The organism is Pantoea sp. JK, assembly GCF_026130245.1.
In the GTDB taxonomy this organism is placed as follows: Bacteria; Pseudomonadota; Gammaproteobacteria; order Enterobacterales; family Enterobacteriaceae; genus Pantoea; species Pantoea trifolii.
Map to the genome: position 1 here is coordinate 193,084 of NZ_JAINFN010000005.1, position 15,120 is coordinate 208,203.

The window sequence follows — 15,120 nt, forward strand, 5'->3', positions numbered from 1 at the left end:
CATTACAGCCCCATTTTCACCAGTTTTGGCAGGTTCTCTTTGTCCAGGCTTTCGGTGTTGTTGCCGAGGATGGTGTGGGTCGCCTCATCAACTTTCACTTTGCCCAAACCCTCGATGGTCATTCCGTCGGTGATTGGCTCTTTCTTCTGCATCATTTCGGCGATACGCACAAACACTTCGCCAGCGGTCTGCGGGTTCCAGATGTAGCCGCCTTTGATTGCGCCGCGCTGCACCAGCGATGCGCCCTGGCCAGGACTGAAGGCACCAATCACGCACACCTGATCAATTTTGTTACGGTTCATCACCGCACGACCGGCGCCAATCGGACCTTGTGAACCAAAGGCCATAATCCCTTTCAAATCCGGGTATTTGGACATCAGCTCATTGGTGGTACGAATCGAGTCATCCAGCGATTCGCCGACGCCAAACTTGTCGGTGACCATCTGCATCTTCGGATAGTGTTCTTTCTGGTAATTCAACGCCGCATCGGTCCACTGCTGATGCAATGGCACGGTCAGGCTGCCGACGTACATGGCGTATTTGCCCTCTTCATGCATGCATTTCGCCAGCGCTTTCATATGGTTGATGCCGTGCGTCGGCGCATCCACCAGTTCGAAGTCCCAGTTAGCGCCTTTCTGATCCGGCGATTCGTGGGTGATGACTTCAATGCCAGCATCACGGGCGCGCTTCAGCACCGGCTCCAGCACCTTCGGGTCATTCGGCACCACGCCAATGATGTCGACCTTCTGGGCAATCAAATCTTCGATAGCACGCACCTGCAGAGCCGGATCGGCCGCCGTTGGGCCCACCATCCACGCGTCAATGCCGCGTTTCGCCGCTTCACTCTTGATGCCCGCTTCCATGGCGTTGAACCACGGAATACCGCCAATTTTCACCACGATGCCCATGCGTAATTTGTCAGCAGCGTGCGCGCCGGAGGCGGCAAACAGGGCGAGCAGAGAACAGGCGATAAGATGTTTTTTCATAAAGACTCCGATTTAATTTTTTATTAGCTGCATAGAATGGCTGCGCTGGGAGCAATCAATAATATTGACGCCGTTCCACGCTAATTCTTGTTCCAGCTCTTTGTCTTTTAATTGGTCAGTGATGAGAAAGTCCACATCGCGATAATGACAAATACGCGCGAATGAGGGCCGCAGGAATTTACTTCCGTCCAGCAACAGATGTTTTCTTTCCGCTGCTAATAACATTTGCTGTTTTAAATGTGCGTTGTTTTCGTTACCTTCACGTAAATAACCGTCATTACCTAAACTGCTACAGGAAAAAAAGATCTTATTGATCTGAAATTCCCTGAGCGGTTGCTCGGCGACCACGCCGTGGAAATCTTCATAACGGTCAGAATATTCTCCTCCCAGACAGATGGTGCGGATACTGCCGCGCGCCGCAAGGGTTTGCACAATCCTGATGGAATTGGTTAATACCGTTAATTCAATATCTGGCAGCTGTCGCGCTAAATACCAGCAAGTGGTGCTGCTATCGAGTAATATACAATCGCCAGGGCTAATGAAATCGAGTGCGCGTTTGGCAATCGCCATCTTGGCATCAACGTGTTCATTTATTCTCTGGCGGAAAGATAATTCATACTCGTTAACGCCTCTTGTATTTCCCTGAATGTTAGCGGCCTGTCGTTTTGCTGGTACCGCACCACCGTGACTGCGTTGTAACAGACCACGTTTCTCCAGCTGAGTTAAATCACGCCGAATGGTTTCTTGTGAAACCTGACATAACGTGACTAATTCAGCGACAATGACCCGACCATTTACATTTAATTCGTCAATAATTCGCTGCTGTCTTTCAATCGGCAACATACTAACCTCCGATGGATATAAATTACTGGATAGCGCATTTGGAAAGTGTGGGCTGCGCACGAGTCCACAGTCACCAATACGCCTTAGCTGATTAGAGTGATCTGGATCTTTCTTCAATGTAAATGAGATGTCTGGTTATCAAAATTAAGTGACGCACTTCACATAAAATCGCCTAATGTCGCGAAATCTGCGTTCTACGCGCGTTGCATAGCCGCAACATGGAATTAACCTAGCATGACCGCTTATGCCCGTTTGTGTGTATTTGACCGTTTTGTGATGCGTCAACAAGAGTGCGACGAATCCGATTGAGCAGGAATCGGTCAAAACGGATGATGAGCCATTGCGTCATCCAATACCCGATCGCTACAAGGTGATGTCTTTTTCAGCGGTTGACCCCGCTTTTAGGGCCGGCTCACAGTTTAGGCCTGCTGACAGCGTTCCCGTTGCGCTATTATTTTCTTTCCAGGAATTTGGGGACCGATTTTTTTGATGTCGTATTGGATGAAGTTACTGCTTTTATTGCCCTTTCTTTTCGTCGCGTGCGTACAGGCTCAGCCACTGCAAAAGTCATTTTCTGACTGGCAACTGACCTGTAACAATGCGGCTTTTTGCGTGGCACGCAGTTTTCCCGGTGACAACGGCTTAGTGATGACGATTTCACGTCATGCTGGCGTCAACGATCGCCCCTTACTGCGCATCGATTACGGCAGCGCCTACAGCGGTGAGCTGCCTGGCGGCCCGCTCAAGGATAATTTGTTGCTTGATCAACGCCGTCTGACGCCGGATCTCAAACACTGGACGGTGGAGCCGCACCATCTGGCGACCAGCAATGCTATCGCCATCGACGAGTTTCTGGCGCAGACGCTGGATGCGCAAAATCTGCAACTGACCTATAAAGCCAACGCTACCATTCCGCTCAGCGGCATGAAGGCAGCGTTATTGTTGATGGATGACGTGCAGGGCCGCGTCAACGGTGCCAGCGCCTGGGTGAGGCGTGGCGACCGCGTGCAGTGGGATGTGCCGCCGCAACCCGCGTTGCCGGCGTTACCCGCGCCGTTACCGCCGCCGCCGCCGCTGACGCAGGAAGAGACCAGCGGTTTGATTGATTTTGGTACCTGGCGGGTGAATACCGATAACTGCTCGCTCGATCCGCTGCGGCGTGAAGTGAGCGTTTCACCGCTCACCGACAGCAAAGCGCTGCTGCTGATCAGCTGTGAAACCGGTGCTTATAACGTTATCGATCTGGCATTTGAAGTGACGCGTGATGCGCCTTATGTGTCGCGTGGCTTGAGCTTAACGTTGCCGTTCACCCCAGCATCACGCAGCGATAATCAGCTGGAGTTGGTGAACGCCGAATTCGATGCCAGCCATGGATTGCTTTACACCTTCAGTAAAGGACGTGGATTGGGTGATTGCGGCGTGGCGACGCGCTGGCAGTATGACGGCAACGAATTTGTGCTGGCGGAGTATGCGGAAGAGAAGACCTGCGATGCGTGGCACAGCAGTGAAGATTGGCCAACGTTGTGGGTTACCGAATCGCAGAACCCGGTGCAGTCGCGTTAATCTGTAGGGTCGCCATTAATGGCGACCTTCCCCATATGATTAACGAATCGCTTGCACCGTCATCGGTGAACCCGACTGATTGCCCACCAATTCCGTCAGCATATTATTCACGCCATCGCTCATCGGGGTGAAACGCGTTAACGGCGAGCGCGTCACCACCACAAACACACCAACGTTGTGCTGCGGCACCATCGCCATATAGGTAATAAAGCCGCCGCCGCCGCCGGTTTTCTGAATAATTCCCGGACGACCGTCCTTCGGCCCCATATACACCCAACCCATGCCCAGCGCATCGGCGCGACCCGGCACATCCATGCCTTCGACTTTGGTCAACTGGTCGCGGCGGTAGATCAGCGTTTGCAGGCGATCGATTTGCGGCGTGCGGTGATTCACCGCCGAGTTGAGGAACTGCTGCATCCAGCGGCCCATATCGTCTGGCGTTGAGTAAACGCCGCCGCTGCCGATAGCCGCCAGCGTGTTGTTACACGGACTGGCGCCTTTCTCCGCAATCATCAGGCGCTGACACTGATCCGGTGACGGCGTGAAAGTGGTGTCTTTCATGCCCAACGGACGCGTTATCAACTGTTGAAACAGCGCCGGATACGGCATGCCCGCCGCTTTGGCGAGTGCATCGCTCAGCAGATCAAAGCCCAGGTTGGAATAGGCGGCATTGGTGCCCGGCGCGGCCTTTAATGCGGCGCCGCTCAGCCATTGCCAGCGATCGGACTTGGTCGGCCAGACAAACACCGGACGATGCGGCTTACCGCCGGGCTGCTCGCGCGGCAGGCCGCTGGTATGCGTGGAAAGGTTAATCAGGCGAATCGGCTGGCCGTTATAGCTTGGCACGCGCGCGCCAGGCGGCGCGTATTTGCTCAGCGGATCGTCAAGACGTAGCTGACCGCGCTCTGCCATCTTCACCATCACTTCGCTGGTCATCAGCTTGCTGAGCGAGGCAATACGAATCACCGAATCGGGCTGCGGACGCACGTTGTTGCCGGGGCGCGTATCACCAAAGCTGGCGAAAACCCGCTGATTGCCGTCAATCGCTACCAGCGCCATGCCGGTTGCGCCGCTGCCATAGAAAATGTGCTCAGCGTAACGATCAACAATTTGCGATGCCAACAGTGGATCGGGCGATGACTGCGCCATGCTTTTTAATGGAAGCACTGAGACCATTAAGGCCAGTAAAAAAGGAGTACGTTTTTTCAACGGGAAAGCGTCCGCTATGAGAATCGGAGGAAAGCTTATAGTAATCAGTTTGAGCGAGGCGTGAAGAGGGCAGGGCAGATTTTTTTCTGTATCAGGCTGTGATCAAAAAATGGCCCTTACGCCAAAAAGACGTAGGGCCAGATCGATTAGTGCGGCTTGAGTAATGCTTCGGTATGGCTAACGATGTTCTCGATGGTGAAACCGAATTCCGGGAACAGTTTGCCGGCCGGAGCAGACTCACCAAAGGTGGTCATACCGACAATCGCGCCGTCCAGCCCGACATACTTGTACCAGTAATCCGCAATACCGGCTTCGACCGCCACGCGCGCTTTCACGCCAGATGGCAGCACCGATTCGCGATAAGCGGCATCCTGCTTATCAAACACGTCGGTACTCGGCAGCGACACGACACGAATCTTGTGGCCGTTGGCGGTGAGTTTTTCCGCCGCGCCGAGCGCGATTTCAATCTCTGAACCGGTGGCGATAATGATCGCTTCCGGTGTGCCCGTGCTATCTTTCAGCACGTAACCCCCGCGCGCGATATTCGCCACCTGCTCTTTGCTGCGATCCGGCTGCAACAGATTTTGACGCGACAGGATCAGCGCGGTTGGCCCGTGATGGCGCTCAACGGCAGCTTTCCAGGCTACAGCGGTTTCTACCTGATCGCATGGACGCCACAAGCTGAGGTTTGGCGTAACGCGCAAGCCAGCGATTTGCTCAACCGGCTGGTGCGTCGGGCCATCTTCGCCGAGGCCGATGGAGTCATGCGTATACACCAGCACCTGACGCGCTTTCATCAGCGCCGCCATGCGCACCGCGTTACGCGCATACTCGACGAACATCAGGAAGGTTGCAGTGTACGGCACGAAGCCGCCGTGCGTGGCGATGCCGTTGCCAATCGCCGTCATACCAAACTCACGCACGCCGTAGTGAATGTAGTTACCGGCGAGATCTTCTTTGATCGATTTTGAACCCGACCAAATAGTGAGGTTGCTTGGTGCCAAATCCGCCGAACCGCCGAGGAATTCCGGCAGCAGCTTGCCATACACTTCCAGCGTATTTTGCGAGGCTTTACGGCTGGCAATTTTTTGCGGATTAGCCTGCAACTGCTCAATAAATTTCTGGGTTTCCGTTTCCCAATTTACCGGCATTTCGCCACTCACGCGGCGGCTGAATTCCTCTGCCAGCTGCGGATGGGCGGCTTTGTAGGCGGCAAATTTTTCATTCCAGGATTTCTCACGCTGACTGCCGGCTTCTTTAGCATCCCATTGCTGATAAATCTCTTTGGGAATCTCGAACGCCGGGTACTTCCAGCCGAGTTTCTGTCGCGTCAGCGCCACTTCTTCTTCGCCCAGCGCTGCGCCGTGTGACTCTTCTTTACCGGCTTTATTCGGCGAACCGAAACCAATCACCGTGCGGCAGATGATCAGTGACGGCTTATCGGTAACGCTTTGCGCTTCCTTGATCGCCGCCGCAATGGCTTCTGGATCGTGGCCATCAATACCTTCTGCGCTGCCGATCACATGCCAGTTATAGGCTTCAAAGCGTTTATGCGTATCGTCGGTGAACCAGCCTTCGGTTTCACCATCAATCGAGATACCGTTGTGGTCGTAGAAACCAATCAGCTTGCCAAGACCGAGCGTACCGGCCAGCGAGCACACTTCGTGCGAGATGCCTTCCATCAAACAGCCATCGCCCATAAACACGTAGGTGTAATGGTCAACGATGTCGTGATCGGGTTGGTTAAACTGCGCCGCCAGCGTGCGCTCGGCAATCGCCATGCCCACGGCATTGGCTAAGCCCTGGCCGAGCGGACCGGTGGTGGTTTCGATGCCTGGCGTGTATCCGAGTTCCGGGTGACCTGGCGTTTTGGAATGTAACTGGCGGAAGTTTTTTAACTCTTCCATCGGCAGATCGTAACCGGTGAGATGCAGCAAACTGTATTGCAGCATTGAACCGTGACCGTTGGAAAGAATAAAGCGGTCGCGATCAATCCATGCCGGATTATTGGGATTGTGATGGAGGAAATCGCGCCATAAAACTTCGGCGATATCGGCCATGCCCATCGGCATGCCGGGATGTCCGGAATTTGCTTTTTGTACCGCATCCATGCTGAGTGCACGAATTGCGTTAGCCAACTCTCTGCGTGAAGACATAAGGTTCTCCCTTGTGATTTGGCGATAGCGGATGAGCCAATGCCCATCCGCCATAAGAGTGAGTGCGGATTACAGACGAGAAGAGAGCACGTCTTCCAGCTTCTGCTGGTCGATGGCGAACTGACGGATGCCGTCTGACAGTTTTTCTACCGCCATCGGATCCTGATTGTGTTCCCAGCGGAATTCCGCTTCAGACAGTGAAGCCGGCTGATGGAAGCCTTCGGTTGATGGCTCCAGCTTACGCTCCAGCGGCGCGTCGCTGTTGGCCAGCTCTTCCAGCAGGTTAGGGGAAATGGTCAAACGGTCACAGCCGGCCAGCGCCTGTATCTGTTCTACTTTACGGAAGCTGGCACCCATGATGACGGTGCTGTAACGGTGCTTCTTGTAGTAATCGTAGATACGACGCACAGATTTCACGCCTGGATCTTCATCAACTACATACGGGTCGATCGGTTTGCGGGAGTTGTACCAGTCGTAAATTCGGCCAACAAACGGCGAGATCAGGAACACACCGGCTTCAGCACAGGCACGCGCCTGAGCGAAGGAGAACAACAGCGTCAGGTTGCACTGAATACCGTTTTTTTCCAGCTCCTCGGCGGCTTTGATGCCTTCCCAGGTCGAAGCCAGCTTGATCAGAATGCGTGAGCGGTCGATGCCATGCTCTTCGTACAGACGGACCAGCTTCTCGGCTTTGGTCACACACATGCCACGATCGAAGGAGAGGCGCGCATCCACTTCGGTCGAAACACGGCCCGGTACGCTTTTCAGAATTTCCATACCGAGGTTGATTGCCACTTTGTCGCTGGCGTTGATGATTTGCGTCTCTTTGCTGCCGCCCTGTTTTTTCGCGTAGTCGATGGCGTCATCAATCAGATGTTTGTAGGCGTCGAGACCGGCGGCTTTCAGAATCAATGATGGGTTGGTGGTCGCATCTTCCGGGTGATAATGGCGAATGGATTCGATATCGCCGCTGTCTGCCACCACGGTGGTGTACTGTTTTAATGCATCTAGCTGGTTCATCGCTTAACTCCTTGATGAGCAAATTTGTGGGCAAATCTGTGGTGCCCATTCCTGTTATAGTCCGGTCCAACACAGTGCTACAGACGTTTCACGAAGAAAATGCGTTTTCTCTGAAACGCTTCAGCCACGCGTTTTGCCATCAATAAGGATAGCAGGCTGTGACAAAGCCGCAGGCGCAGCGGTAGCAATCCGTGCCCTTTGTACTGTGCGTTCTTTGAGCGCCTTCACCCTCTTGTGTGCCGCAAATTCCTATACTGATGGCTCATTTAGCGGTGCCAAAGGATGCCCAATGGACGATCAACTTAAGCAAAGCGCGCTCGATTTTCACCAATTCCCCACGCCCGGAAAAATTCAGGTTTCACCCACCAAACCGTTAGCCACACAGCGCGATCTGGCGCTGGCCTATTCGCCCGGCGTCGCCGCGCCTTGTCTGGAAATTGCCGCCGATCCGCTGGCGGCACGCAAATACACCGCGCGTGGCAATCTGGTGGCGGTGATCTCCAACGGTACGGCGGTGCTGGGATTGGGCAATATTGGCGCGCTGGCGAGTAAGCCGGTGATGGAAGGCAAGGGCGTGCTGTTTAAAAAGTTCGCTGGCATTGACGTATTTGATATCGAAATCGATGAGCGCGATCCCGATAAGTTGATTGAGGTGATTGCCGCGCTGGAACCCACTTTTGGTGGCATCAACCTGGAAGATATCAAAGCGCCCGAGTGCTTCTATATTGAGCAACAGCTGCGTGAGCGGATGCAGATTCCGGTGTTCCACGACGATCAGCACGGCACGGCGATCATCTGTACTGCCGCGGTACTCAACGGCTTAACCATCGTCAAAAAAGCCATCAGCGATGTGCGGCTGGTGGTCTCCGGCGCGGGTGCTTCGGCGATTGCCTGCCTGAATCTGCTGGTGGCGCTCGGCATGCAGCAGCACAACATTGTGGTTTGCGATTCCAAAGGCGTGATCTATCGCGATCGCGAGCCGAATATGACGCCGACCAAAGCCGCGTACGCGGTAGCCGACAGCGGCGCACGCACGCTGGATGAGGTGATTGGCGGCGCAGATATCTTCCTCGGTTGTTCTGGTCCCAAAGCTTTAACGCCGGAAATGGTGCAGAAGATGGCGCAGGATCCGCTGATTCTGGCGCTAGCCAATCCCGAACCGGAAATCATGCCGCCGCTGGCGAAACAGGTGCGGCCCGACGCGATTATCTGCACCGGTCGCTCTGATTTCCCCAATCAGGTGAACAACGTGCTGTGCTTCCCGTTTATTTTTCGTGGTGCGCTGGATGTGGGTGCCACGGCGATCAATGAAGAGATGAAGCTGGCGGCGGTACACGCGATTGCGGCGCTGGCGCAGGCGGAACAGAGCGATGTGGTGGCGTCGGCGTATGACGATCAGGACCTGAGTTTCGGCCCGGAATACCTGATCCCGAAACCTTTCGATCCGCGTTTGATTGTGCAGATCGCGCCAGCGGTAGCCAAAGCGGCGATGGAATCGGGCGTCGCCACGCGACCAATAGAAGATTTTGATTCCTATCGTGAGCAGCTTACCGAGTTCGTCTACAAAACTAACCTGTTTATGAAGCCGATCTTCTCGCAGGCGCGCAAAGATCCCAAACGCGTGGTGCTGGCCGAAGGCGAAGAGGTGCGCGTGCTGCATGCCACGCAGGAACTGGTAACACTGGGCCTGGCGAAACCGATTCTGATTGGTCGCCCGAACGTCATCGCCATGCGTCTGCAAAAGCAGGGGTTGAAGATCGAGGCCGGCAAAGATTTTGAGATCGTTAATAACGAGTCCGATCCGCGTTTCAAAGAGTACTGGAACGAGTATTACCAGATCATGAAACGGCGTGGCGTGACGCCGGAAACCGCCCAACGCGCGGTGATCGGCAATCCTACGTTGATTGGCGCAATCATGGTGCATCGCGGCGAGGCTGACGCGCTGATCTGCGGCACCATCGGCGATTATCAGGAACATTACGACGTGGTGGAGAAAGTGTTTGGGCTACGCGAGGACGTGAAGGTGGCGGGCGCGATGAATGCGCTGCTGCTGCCGAGCGGCAACACCTTTATTGCTGACACCTACGTTAATGAAGATCCCAGCGCCGAGCAGCTCGCGGATATCACGCTGCTGGCGGCGGAAACGGTGCGACGCTTCGGCATTGAACCGCGCGTGGCGCTGCTGTCGCATTCCAGCTTTGGCACCTCAAATGCGCCGGGCGCGCGCAAAATGCGCGACGTGCTGGCGCTGATTCAGCAACGCGCGCCGGAACTGGAAATTGACGGCGAGATGCACGGCGACGCGGCGCTGGTTGAGAGCATTCGCCGCGAATTGATGCCAGATAGCCCGCTGAAAGGCACCGCAAATTTGCTGATTATGCCGAACGTCGAAGCGGCGCGTATCAGCTATAACCTGCTGCGCGTCTCCTGCTCCGAAGGTGTCACGGTGGGACCGGTGCTGATGGGGATCAGCAAACCGGTGCACGTGCTGACGCGCATCGCATCGGTGCGGCGCATTGTAAATATGGTGGCGTTAGCGGTGGTGGAGGCGCAGACCGAACCGTTATAAAACTATCAAAAAGGTCGCCATGAATGGCGACCCTACGGGTTATTTCAGCCAATCTTTGACTGGCAGGAAATCGCGGTACAAGGCGGCTTCGGGGGAATCGGCTTCTGGCTGATAATCGTATTCCCAGCGCACCAGCGGTGGCATCGACATCAAAATCGATTCGGTGCGGCCGCCGGTTTGCAGGCCAAACAGCGTGCCGCGATCCCACACCAGATTGAACTCGACGTAGCGACCACGACGGTAAAGCTGGAACTGGCGCTCGCGATCGCCCCACGGCAGCGCTTTGCGCTTCGCCACAATCGGCAGATAGGCAGCGGCGAAACCGTTGCCGACCGCCTGCATGAAATCGAAGCAGTAATCGAAATCGGGCGTGTTCAGATCGTCATAGAACAGGCCGCCGATGCCGCGCTGCTCGTCGCGATGCTTGAGATAGAAGTAATCATCGCACCACTTTTTGTAACGCGGATAAACCTCTTCACCAAACGGCTGGCAGAGATCGTGTGCGGTTTGATGCCAGTGCAGCGCATCCTCTTCGAAGCCGTAATAGGGCGTGAGATCGAAACCGCCGCCAAACCACCACACCGGATCGGCACCCGGTTTTTCCGCAATAAAGAAGCGCACGTTGGCGTGGCTGGTTGGTACGTAAGGATTGGATGGATGCACCACCAGCGACACGCCCATCGCTTCAAAGCTGCGGCCAGCCAGTTCGGGACGATGTGCGGTAGCGGATGCGGGCATTTGATCGCCGTGTACGTGCGAGAAGTTAACGCCAGCTTGTTCAAATACCGCGCCATCACGCAAGACGCGACTGCGTCCGCCGCCGCCGCCGGGACGCTGCCACTCATCTTCGGCAAAGCTCGCCTTGCCATCTTCCGCCGCTAATTGGGCGCAAATATCATCTTGCAGCGCCAGCAAAAAGGCTTTGACGCGGGAAATATCGGGATTGCTCATCAGTCACTCGTTCCGGAAATTTGCCGCGATTCTACCACAGGATAAAGGCTATGCTTCGCGACGATCAACCTCATCGAAGTAGCGGGCAATGCCGTCGGCAATGGCGCTGGCAATTTTCTGGCGGAACGCCTGCGTGCCGAGCAATTGTTCCTCACGCGGATTGGTAATGAAAGAGGTTTCCACCAGCACCGACGGAATTGACGGCGATTTCAGCACCGCAAACGCGGCTTGTTCGGTGTGCTGGCTGTGCAGATGATGCACCGGGCGAATCTGATCGAGCACGTGTTTACCCAGCGTCAGGCTGTTGCGGATGGTATCGGTCTGCACCAGATCGAACAGAATCTGGTTGAGGTAATGATCTTTATCCTGCACCTCGGCGCCGCCCACTTTGTCGGCGTCGTTTTCACGCTGTGACAGGTAACGCGCCATCGCGCTGCTGGCACCGCGATTGGAAAGGGCAAACACCGATGCGCCGTTCGCATCGGGGCTGGTGTAGCCGTCGGCGTGAATCGACATAAACAGGTTAGCGCCGTGCTGATGGGCAATTTCGACGCGCTGATAGAGCGGAATAAAGTGGTCGCTGTCGCGCGTCAGGCGCACTTCGATGCGCGGATGCGAATGCAGCAGCGTCTTCACGGTGTTAGCGATCGCCAGCACGATGTGTTTCTCTTCCGAACCCTCTTCGCCGACAGCGCCGGAATCGATGCCGCCGTGGCCAGGATCAATCATCACGATGCGTTTGCCGTTGCTGGCGGGTTTCGGTGGCGTATGACGCGGACTGACGCGCAAATCGCTGTTTTGTTCTTTGGCCTGTACCGCGCGCGGTGACAACACCGCCAGCGCTAAACCGGAAAGTATCAGTTGGCGACGATTGGTAAGGCGCTTAAGCAGTGAAATCTTCTTCATTTACGGGTCCATGGCAGGTAAATCCTGCCCAGTGTTATAGCGTAACAATTGTCAGGCGGCGACCTCGTAACTATTTCAAGTGTTTACTTTCTATTGCAACTGACTAACAGCGATGTCGCGCTTTTTTTGCCCCGTTGTCACGCGTGAGGGTTGCGCCTGGCAAAGAATGCGTGATAATCAGCGAATTGTGCCTAACAGCAGGGTAACGTCGATGGAAATCCGTTCTTTCCGCCAGGAAGATTTTGAAGAAGTGATCACGCTCTGGGAGCGTTGCGATTTGTTACGCCCATGGAACGATCCCGAGCTGGACATCGAACGCAAAATGAACCACGACGCGGAACTGTTTCTGGTTGCGGAAGTCGGTGGCGAAGTGGTCGGTACGGTGATGGGCGGCTACGACGGCCATCGCGGCTCCGTTTACTATCTTGCGGTGCATCCTGATTATCAGGGGCGTGGCTTTGCTAATGCGTTGATGAATCGTCTCGAGAAGAAGCTGATTGCGCGCGGTTGCCCAAAAATCAATTTGATGGTGCGCGAAGAGAACGATCAGGTGGTGGCGTTCTATGAAAAGCTTGAGTACGAGCCGGTGGATTCGCTGCTGCTGGGCAAGCGTTTGATTGAAGATCGCGAGTATTAATGGTCGGTTTGAAATACCTTCCCGAAGAGTACGATGCGAAAGGGCAGCTGCGGCTGCCATTTCTTTTCTGGCTGATCCTGTTATTGCAGGCGCGCACCTGGCTGCTATTGGTGATGGCGGGCGCATCGCGTCAGCAGGGCAATGATTTGCTGGCGCTGTTCTATCCCGATCGTCAAAGCTTTTGGCTGGGACTGGCGTTAGGCATTCCGGCGGCGATTGGCTTGTTACTGACCGGCTATCGCCAGCGCTGGCCGCGCCTGTGGCAACGCTGGCGTCATGTATTGAGCGCATCGCTACTTATCAGCCTGCTGTGGCAAGGTTCCAGCCTGCTGCAAGGCGCCTTTCCCGACTCGCCGCTGCTGTTATTGACGCTGTTTGACCTGCTGGCGCTGTTCTGGCTGCAAACGCAACCGCGCCTGCGCGACTGCTTTCTGCCGGAACATCAGCACATCGAATAAACTTTTTGCCGGTTTGCGACTCCAACAGGCACGCCAATCGGCTTAGCAGATCAAGGAGTTTTCATGAAAGTTGTTCGTCACGCACTGCTGGTTAGCAGCATGGTTTTGGCCGGCTGCGCCAGTTCGGGTTCATCTGGCAGCGCGAGCGATAGCGAAAGCCATTGGTACAATCCGCTGAGCTATCACTGGTCGGCGCTCAATCCGCTCGGCTGGTTTGGTGGATCGCTGGAGGTCACCGAGCAAGGCGTTGCGGGCCTGACGAGCACCACCTCAATGTCGGAAGACGCCATTAATAAAGCGCTGAACGGCGATTACAAATTGCGTCAGGGCATGCGCACGCAGAATGGTCAGGTGGTGGATTTCTGGCAGGCGCTGGATGGCGACAAGGTTAAATTGGTGATTAACGGCAGCACCAGCGTTGAGCGCATTGAAGTGCAGGATGCCGATGCCAAAGCGGCGGACGGCAGCAAGATCGGCGATCTGTTCAGCGCGAAGTTCAGCAAAGCCTTTAATAACTGCAAAATGGTCACCGGTCTCGATGCACGTAATGTTGAGTGCCGTGCGCCGGGTAGTCAGCACATCTCCTACATCTATAGCGGAGAATGGCATGGTCCGGAAGGCTTGATGCCGTCGGACGATACCCTGAAAAGCTGGAAAATCAGCAAGATTGTCTGGCAGCGTTAAACAAGATAAAACTTGCTTAAACACCCGCTCAAAGAGTGTGGCTTTCCGGTATGATACGGGCGAAAAAAACATCGTCTAACTTTCATGCCGGAGAGCAGTGCAATGTCTCAGTTTCAGAGCGGGATCCTGTTGGAACACCGCCGTTTCGCCATTTGGCTCGAAGCCCGCGTCACGGGCGATCTTGACGCGCTGCGCCAGGGCAGCAAATCCTTCCTGCAGCAGCTTGAAGCGCTGCAAACTAAATTCAGTGATGCCGGATTGGGCGCGGTGATCGCCTTTGGCGATGCGCTGTGGCGCGATCTGCAAGGCAATGCTTCCGCACCTGAACTCAAAGCTTTCGCCGCGCTCGGTAACGGCATTGCGCCGGCCACGCAGCGCGATTTGCTGATCCATATTCAATCTCAACGACATGACGTGAACTTCGCGCTCGCTCAGGCCGCACTCAGCGCCTTTGCTGCTGCCGTCAATATCGAAGAAGAGACGCACGGTTTCCGCTGGATTGAAGACCGCGATTTGTCGGGCTTCGTCGATGGCACGGAAAACCCGCAGGGCGAAGCGCGCAAGGATGTGGCGATTATCAGCGCAGGCCCCGATGCGGGCGGCAGCTATGTGTTTACCCAACGCTGGGAGCATAACCTCAAGCTGTGGAATCGTATGGCAGTAGAGAAGCAGGAAGCGATTATTGGTCGTACCAAAGAGACGGATGAAGAGCTGCCAGGCGATCGACGTCCTGCGACGTCGCATCTCAGCCGTGTCGATCTGAAAGAGGAGGGCAAAGGGCTGAAGATTCTGCGCCAAAGCCTGCCGTACGGCAGCGCCAGCGGTACGCATGGCCTCTTTTTCATTTCTTACTGTCATCGTCTCTACAATATTGAGCAGCAGCTGCTGAGTATGTTTGGCGAGCGCGACGGAAAAATGGACGCGATGTTGCGCTTCACTAAACCGGTGAGTGGAAGCTACTTTTTTGCGCCGTCGCTGGATGTGCTTACAGCGCTGTAATTAAGCGAGGTCGCCATAAATGGCGACCCTACGAAACGCCGCACACTTTAATCCCACTCACCGCATAAACTCTCCCGCCGTCTTATGCCTTTTTAGACTTTGAAATCCCTAAACGATATATAAAACCGTTACAGCTTTC

General features: G+C 55.1%; 13 protein-coding genes. 6 read left to right on the top strand and 7 right to left on the bottom strand.

Going from position 1 to position 15,120, the window contains the following annotated elements:
• Positions 1–2: 2 nt before the first annotated feature.
• Positions 3–986, bottom strand: coding sequence for a substrate-binding domain-containing protein (locus PanJK_RS13225; protein WP_265300296.1), 984 nt, complete (start codon positions 984–986; stop codon positions 3–5).
• 12 nt (positions 987–998) lie between these two features.
• The gene (locus PanJK_RS13230) at positions 999–1,829 is read right to left on the bottom strand and encodes a DeoR/GlpR family DNA-binding transcription regulator (RefSeq protein ID WP_154190452.1); all 831 of its coding nucleotides are present in this window, start codon (positions 1,827–1,829) and stop codon (positions 999–1,001) included.
• Between the two features lie 489 nt (positions 1,830–2,318).
• On the opposite strand from PanJK_RS13230, the gene PanJK_RS13235 reads away from it, so the two are divergent.
• On the top strand, positions 2,319–3,392 hold the full coding sequence (locus tag PanJK_RS13235) for a DUF1176 domain-containing protein (RefSeq protein WP_265300301.1): 1,074 nt from the start codon (positions 2,319–2,321) through the stop codon (positions 3,390–3,392).
• 39 nt (positions 3,393–3,431) lie between these two features.
• Here the strand turns inward: PanJK_RS13235 and ampH are convergent, their stop codons facing one another.
• The 3 genes from ampH to tal all read right to left on the bottom strand — a co-directional run bounded on the left by ampH (position 3,432) and on the right by tal (position 7,777).
• Positions 3,432–4,601, bottom strand: coding sequence for a D-alanyl-D-alanine-carboxypeptidase/endopeptidase AmpH (ampH, locus tag PanJK_RS13240; RefSeq protein ID WP_265300303.1), 1,170 nt, complete (start codon positions 4,599–4,601; stop codon positions 3,432–3,434).
• 146 nt (positions 4,602–4,747) lie between these two features.
• Positions 4,748–6,757 (bottom strand): transketolase, encoded by a 2,010-nt coding sequence (tkt, locus tag PanJK_RS13245; RefSeq protein ID WP_265300306.1) that lies wholly within the window; start codon positions 6,755–6,757, stop codon positions 4,748–4,750.
• A gap of 69 nt (positions 6,758–6,826) precedes the next feature.
• Entirely contained in the window at positions 6,827–7,777 is a 951-nt protein-coding gene (gene tal / locus PanJK_RS13250) for a transaldolase (RefSeq protein ID WP_256697056.1), read from the bottom strand.
• A gap of 289 nt (positions 7,778–8,066) precedes the next feature.
• On the opposite strand from tal, the gene maeB reads away from it, so the two are divergent.
• Positions 8,067–10,346 (top strand): NADP-dependent oxaloacetate-decarboxylating malate dehydrogenase, encoded by a 2,280-nt coding sequence (maeB, locus tag PanJK_RS13255; RefSeq protein ID WP_265300308.1) that lies wholly within the window; start codon positions 8,067–8,069, stop codon positions 10,344–10,346.
• Between the two features lie 39 nt (positions 10,347–10,385).
• On the opposite strand, the gene hemF is transcribed toward maeB, so the two are convergent.
• Both hemF and amiA read right to left on the bottom strand, forming a co-directional pair.
• Positions 10,386–11,297 (bottom strand): oxygen-dependent coproporphyrinogen oxidase, encoded by a 912-nt coding sequence (gene hemF, locus PanJK_RS13260; RefSeq protein ID WP_265300310.1) that lies wholly within the window; start codon positions 11,295–11,297, stop codon positions 10,386–10,388.
• Between the two features lie 48 nt (positions 11,298–11,345).
• A complete protein-coding gene (gene amiA / locus PanJK_RS13265) occupies positions 11,346–12,203 on the bottom strand; it encodes an N-acetylmuramoyl-L-alanine amidase AmiA (RefSeq protein ID WP_265300312.1) in 858 nt (285 codons plus the stop codon).
• Positions 12,204–12,414: 211 nt separating this feature from the next.
• On the opposite strand from amiA, the gene PanJK_RS13270 reads away from it, so the two are divergent.
• The 4 genes from PanJK_RS13270 (at position 12,415) to PanJK_RS13285 (ending at position 14,981) form a co-directional block, all read left to right on the top strand.
• Entirely contained in the window at positions 12,415–12,840 is a 426-nt protein-coding gene (locus PanJK_RS13270; RefSeq protein WP_061717913.1) for a GNAT family acetyltransferase, read from the top strand.
• Complete coding sequence (locus PanJK_RS13275) at positions 12,840–13,298, top strand: DUF2919 domain-containing protein (RefSeq protein ID WP_265300319.1); 459 nt, start codon at positions 12,840–12,842, stop codon at positions 13,296–13,298. The genes PanJK_RS13270 and PanJK_RS13275 overlap by 1 nt, the downstream gene beginning before the upstream one ends.
• Before the next feature lie 63 nt (positions 13,299–13,361).
• Positions 13,362–13,982 carry an RpoE-regulated lipoprotein gene (locus PanJK_RS13280; protein ID WP_265300321.1) on the top strand — a complete coding sequence of 207 codons (621 nt, stop codon included), beginning with the start codon at positions 13,362–13,364 and terminating at the stop codon, positions 13,980–13,982.
• 102 nt (positions 13,983–14,084) lie between these two features.
• A complete protein-coding gene (locus PanJK_RS13285; protein WP_265300325.1) occupies positions 14,085–14,981 on the top strand; it encodes a Dyp-type peroxidase in 897 nt (298 codons plus the stop codon).
• Positions 14,982–15,120: the final 139 nt, after the last annotated feature.

Excerpts from the sequence above, each read along its gene's own strand:
- PanJK_RS13225 (WP_265300296.1), bottom strand. The coding sequence starts at position 986 with ATGAAAAAACATCTTATCGCCTGTTCTCTGCTCGCCCTGTTTGCCGCC.
- PanJK_RS13230 (WP_154190452.1), bottom strand. The coding sequence starts at position 1,829 with ATGTTGCCGATTGAAAGACAGCAGCGAATTATTGACGAATTAAATGTA.
- PanJK_RS13235 (WP_265300301.1), top strand. The coding sequence starts at position 2,319 with ATGTCGTATTGGATGAAGTTACTGCTTTTATTGCCCTTTCTTTTCGTC.
- tkt (WP_265300306.1), bottom strand. The coding sequence starts at position 6,757 with ATGTCTTCACGCAGAGAGTTGGCTAACGCAATTCGTGCACTCAGCATG.
- tal (WP_256697056.1), bottom strand. The coding sequence starts at position 7,777 with ATGAACCAGCTAGATGCATTAAAACAGTACACCACCGTGGTGGCAGAC.
- maeB (WP_265300308.1), top strand. The coding sequence starts at position 8,067 with ATGGACGATCAACTTAAGCAAAGCGCGCTCGATTTTCACCAATTCCCC.
- hemF (WP_265300310.1), bottom strand. The coding sequence starts at position 11,297 with ATGAGCAATCCCGATATTTCCCGCGTCAAAGCCTTTTTGCTGGCGCTG.
- amiA (WP_265300312.1), bottom strand. The coding sequence starts at position 12,203 with ATGAAGAAGATTTCACTGCTTAAGCGCCTTACCAATCGTCGCCAACTG.
- PanJK_RS13270 (WP_061717913.1), top strand. The coding sequence starts at position 12,415 with ATGGAAATCCGTTCTTTCCGCCAGGAAGATTTTGAAGAAGTGATCACG.
- PanJK_RS13275 (WP_265300319.1), top strand. The coding sequence starts at position 12,840 with ATGGTCGGTTTGAAATACCTTCCCGAAGAGTACGATGCGAAAGGGCAG.
- PanJK_RS13280 (WP_265300321.1), top strand. The coding sequence starts at position 13,362 with ATGAAAGTTGTTCGTCACGCACTGCTGGTTAGCAGCATGGTTTTGGCC.
- PanJK_RS13285 (WP_265300325.1), top strand. The coding sequence starts at position 14,085 with ATGTCTCAGTTTCAGAGCGGGATCCTGTTGGAACACCGCCGTTTCGCC.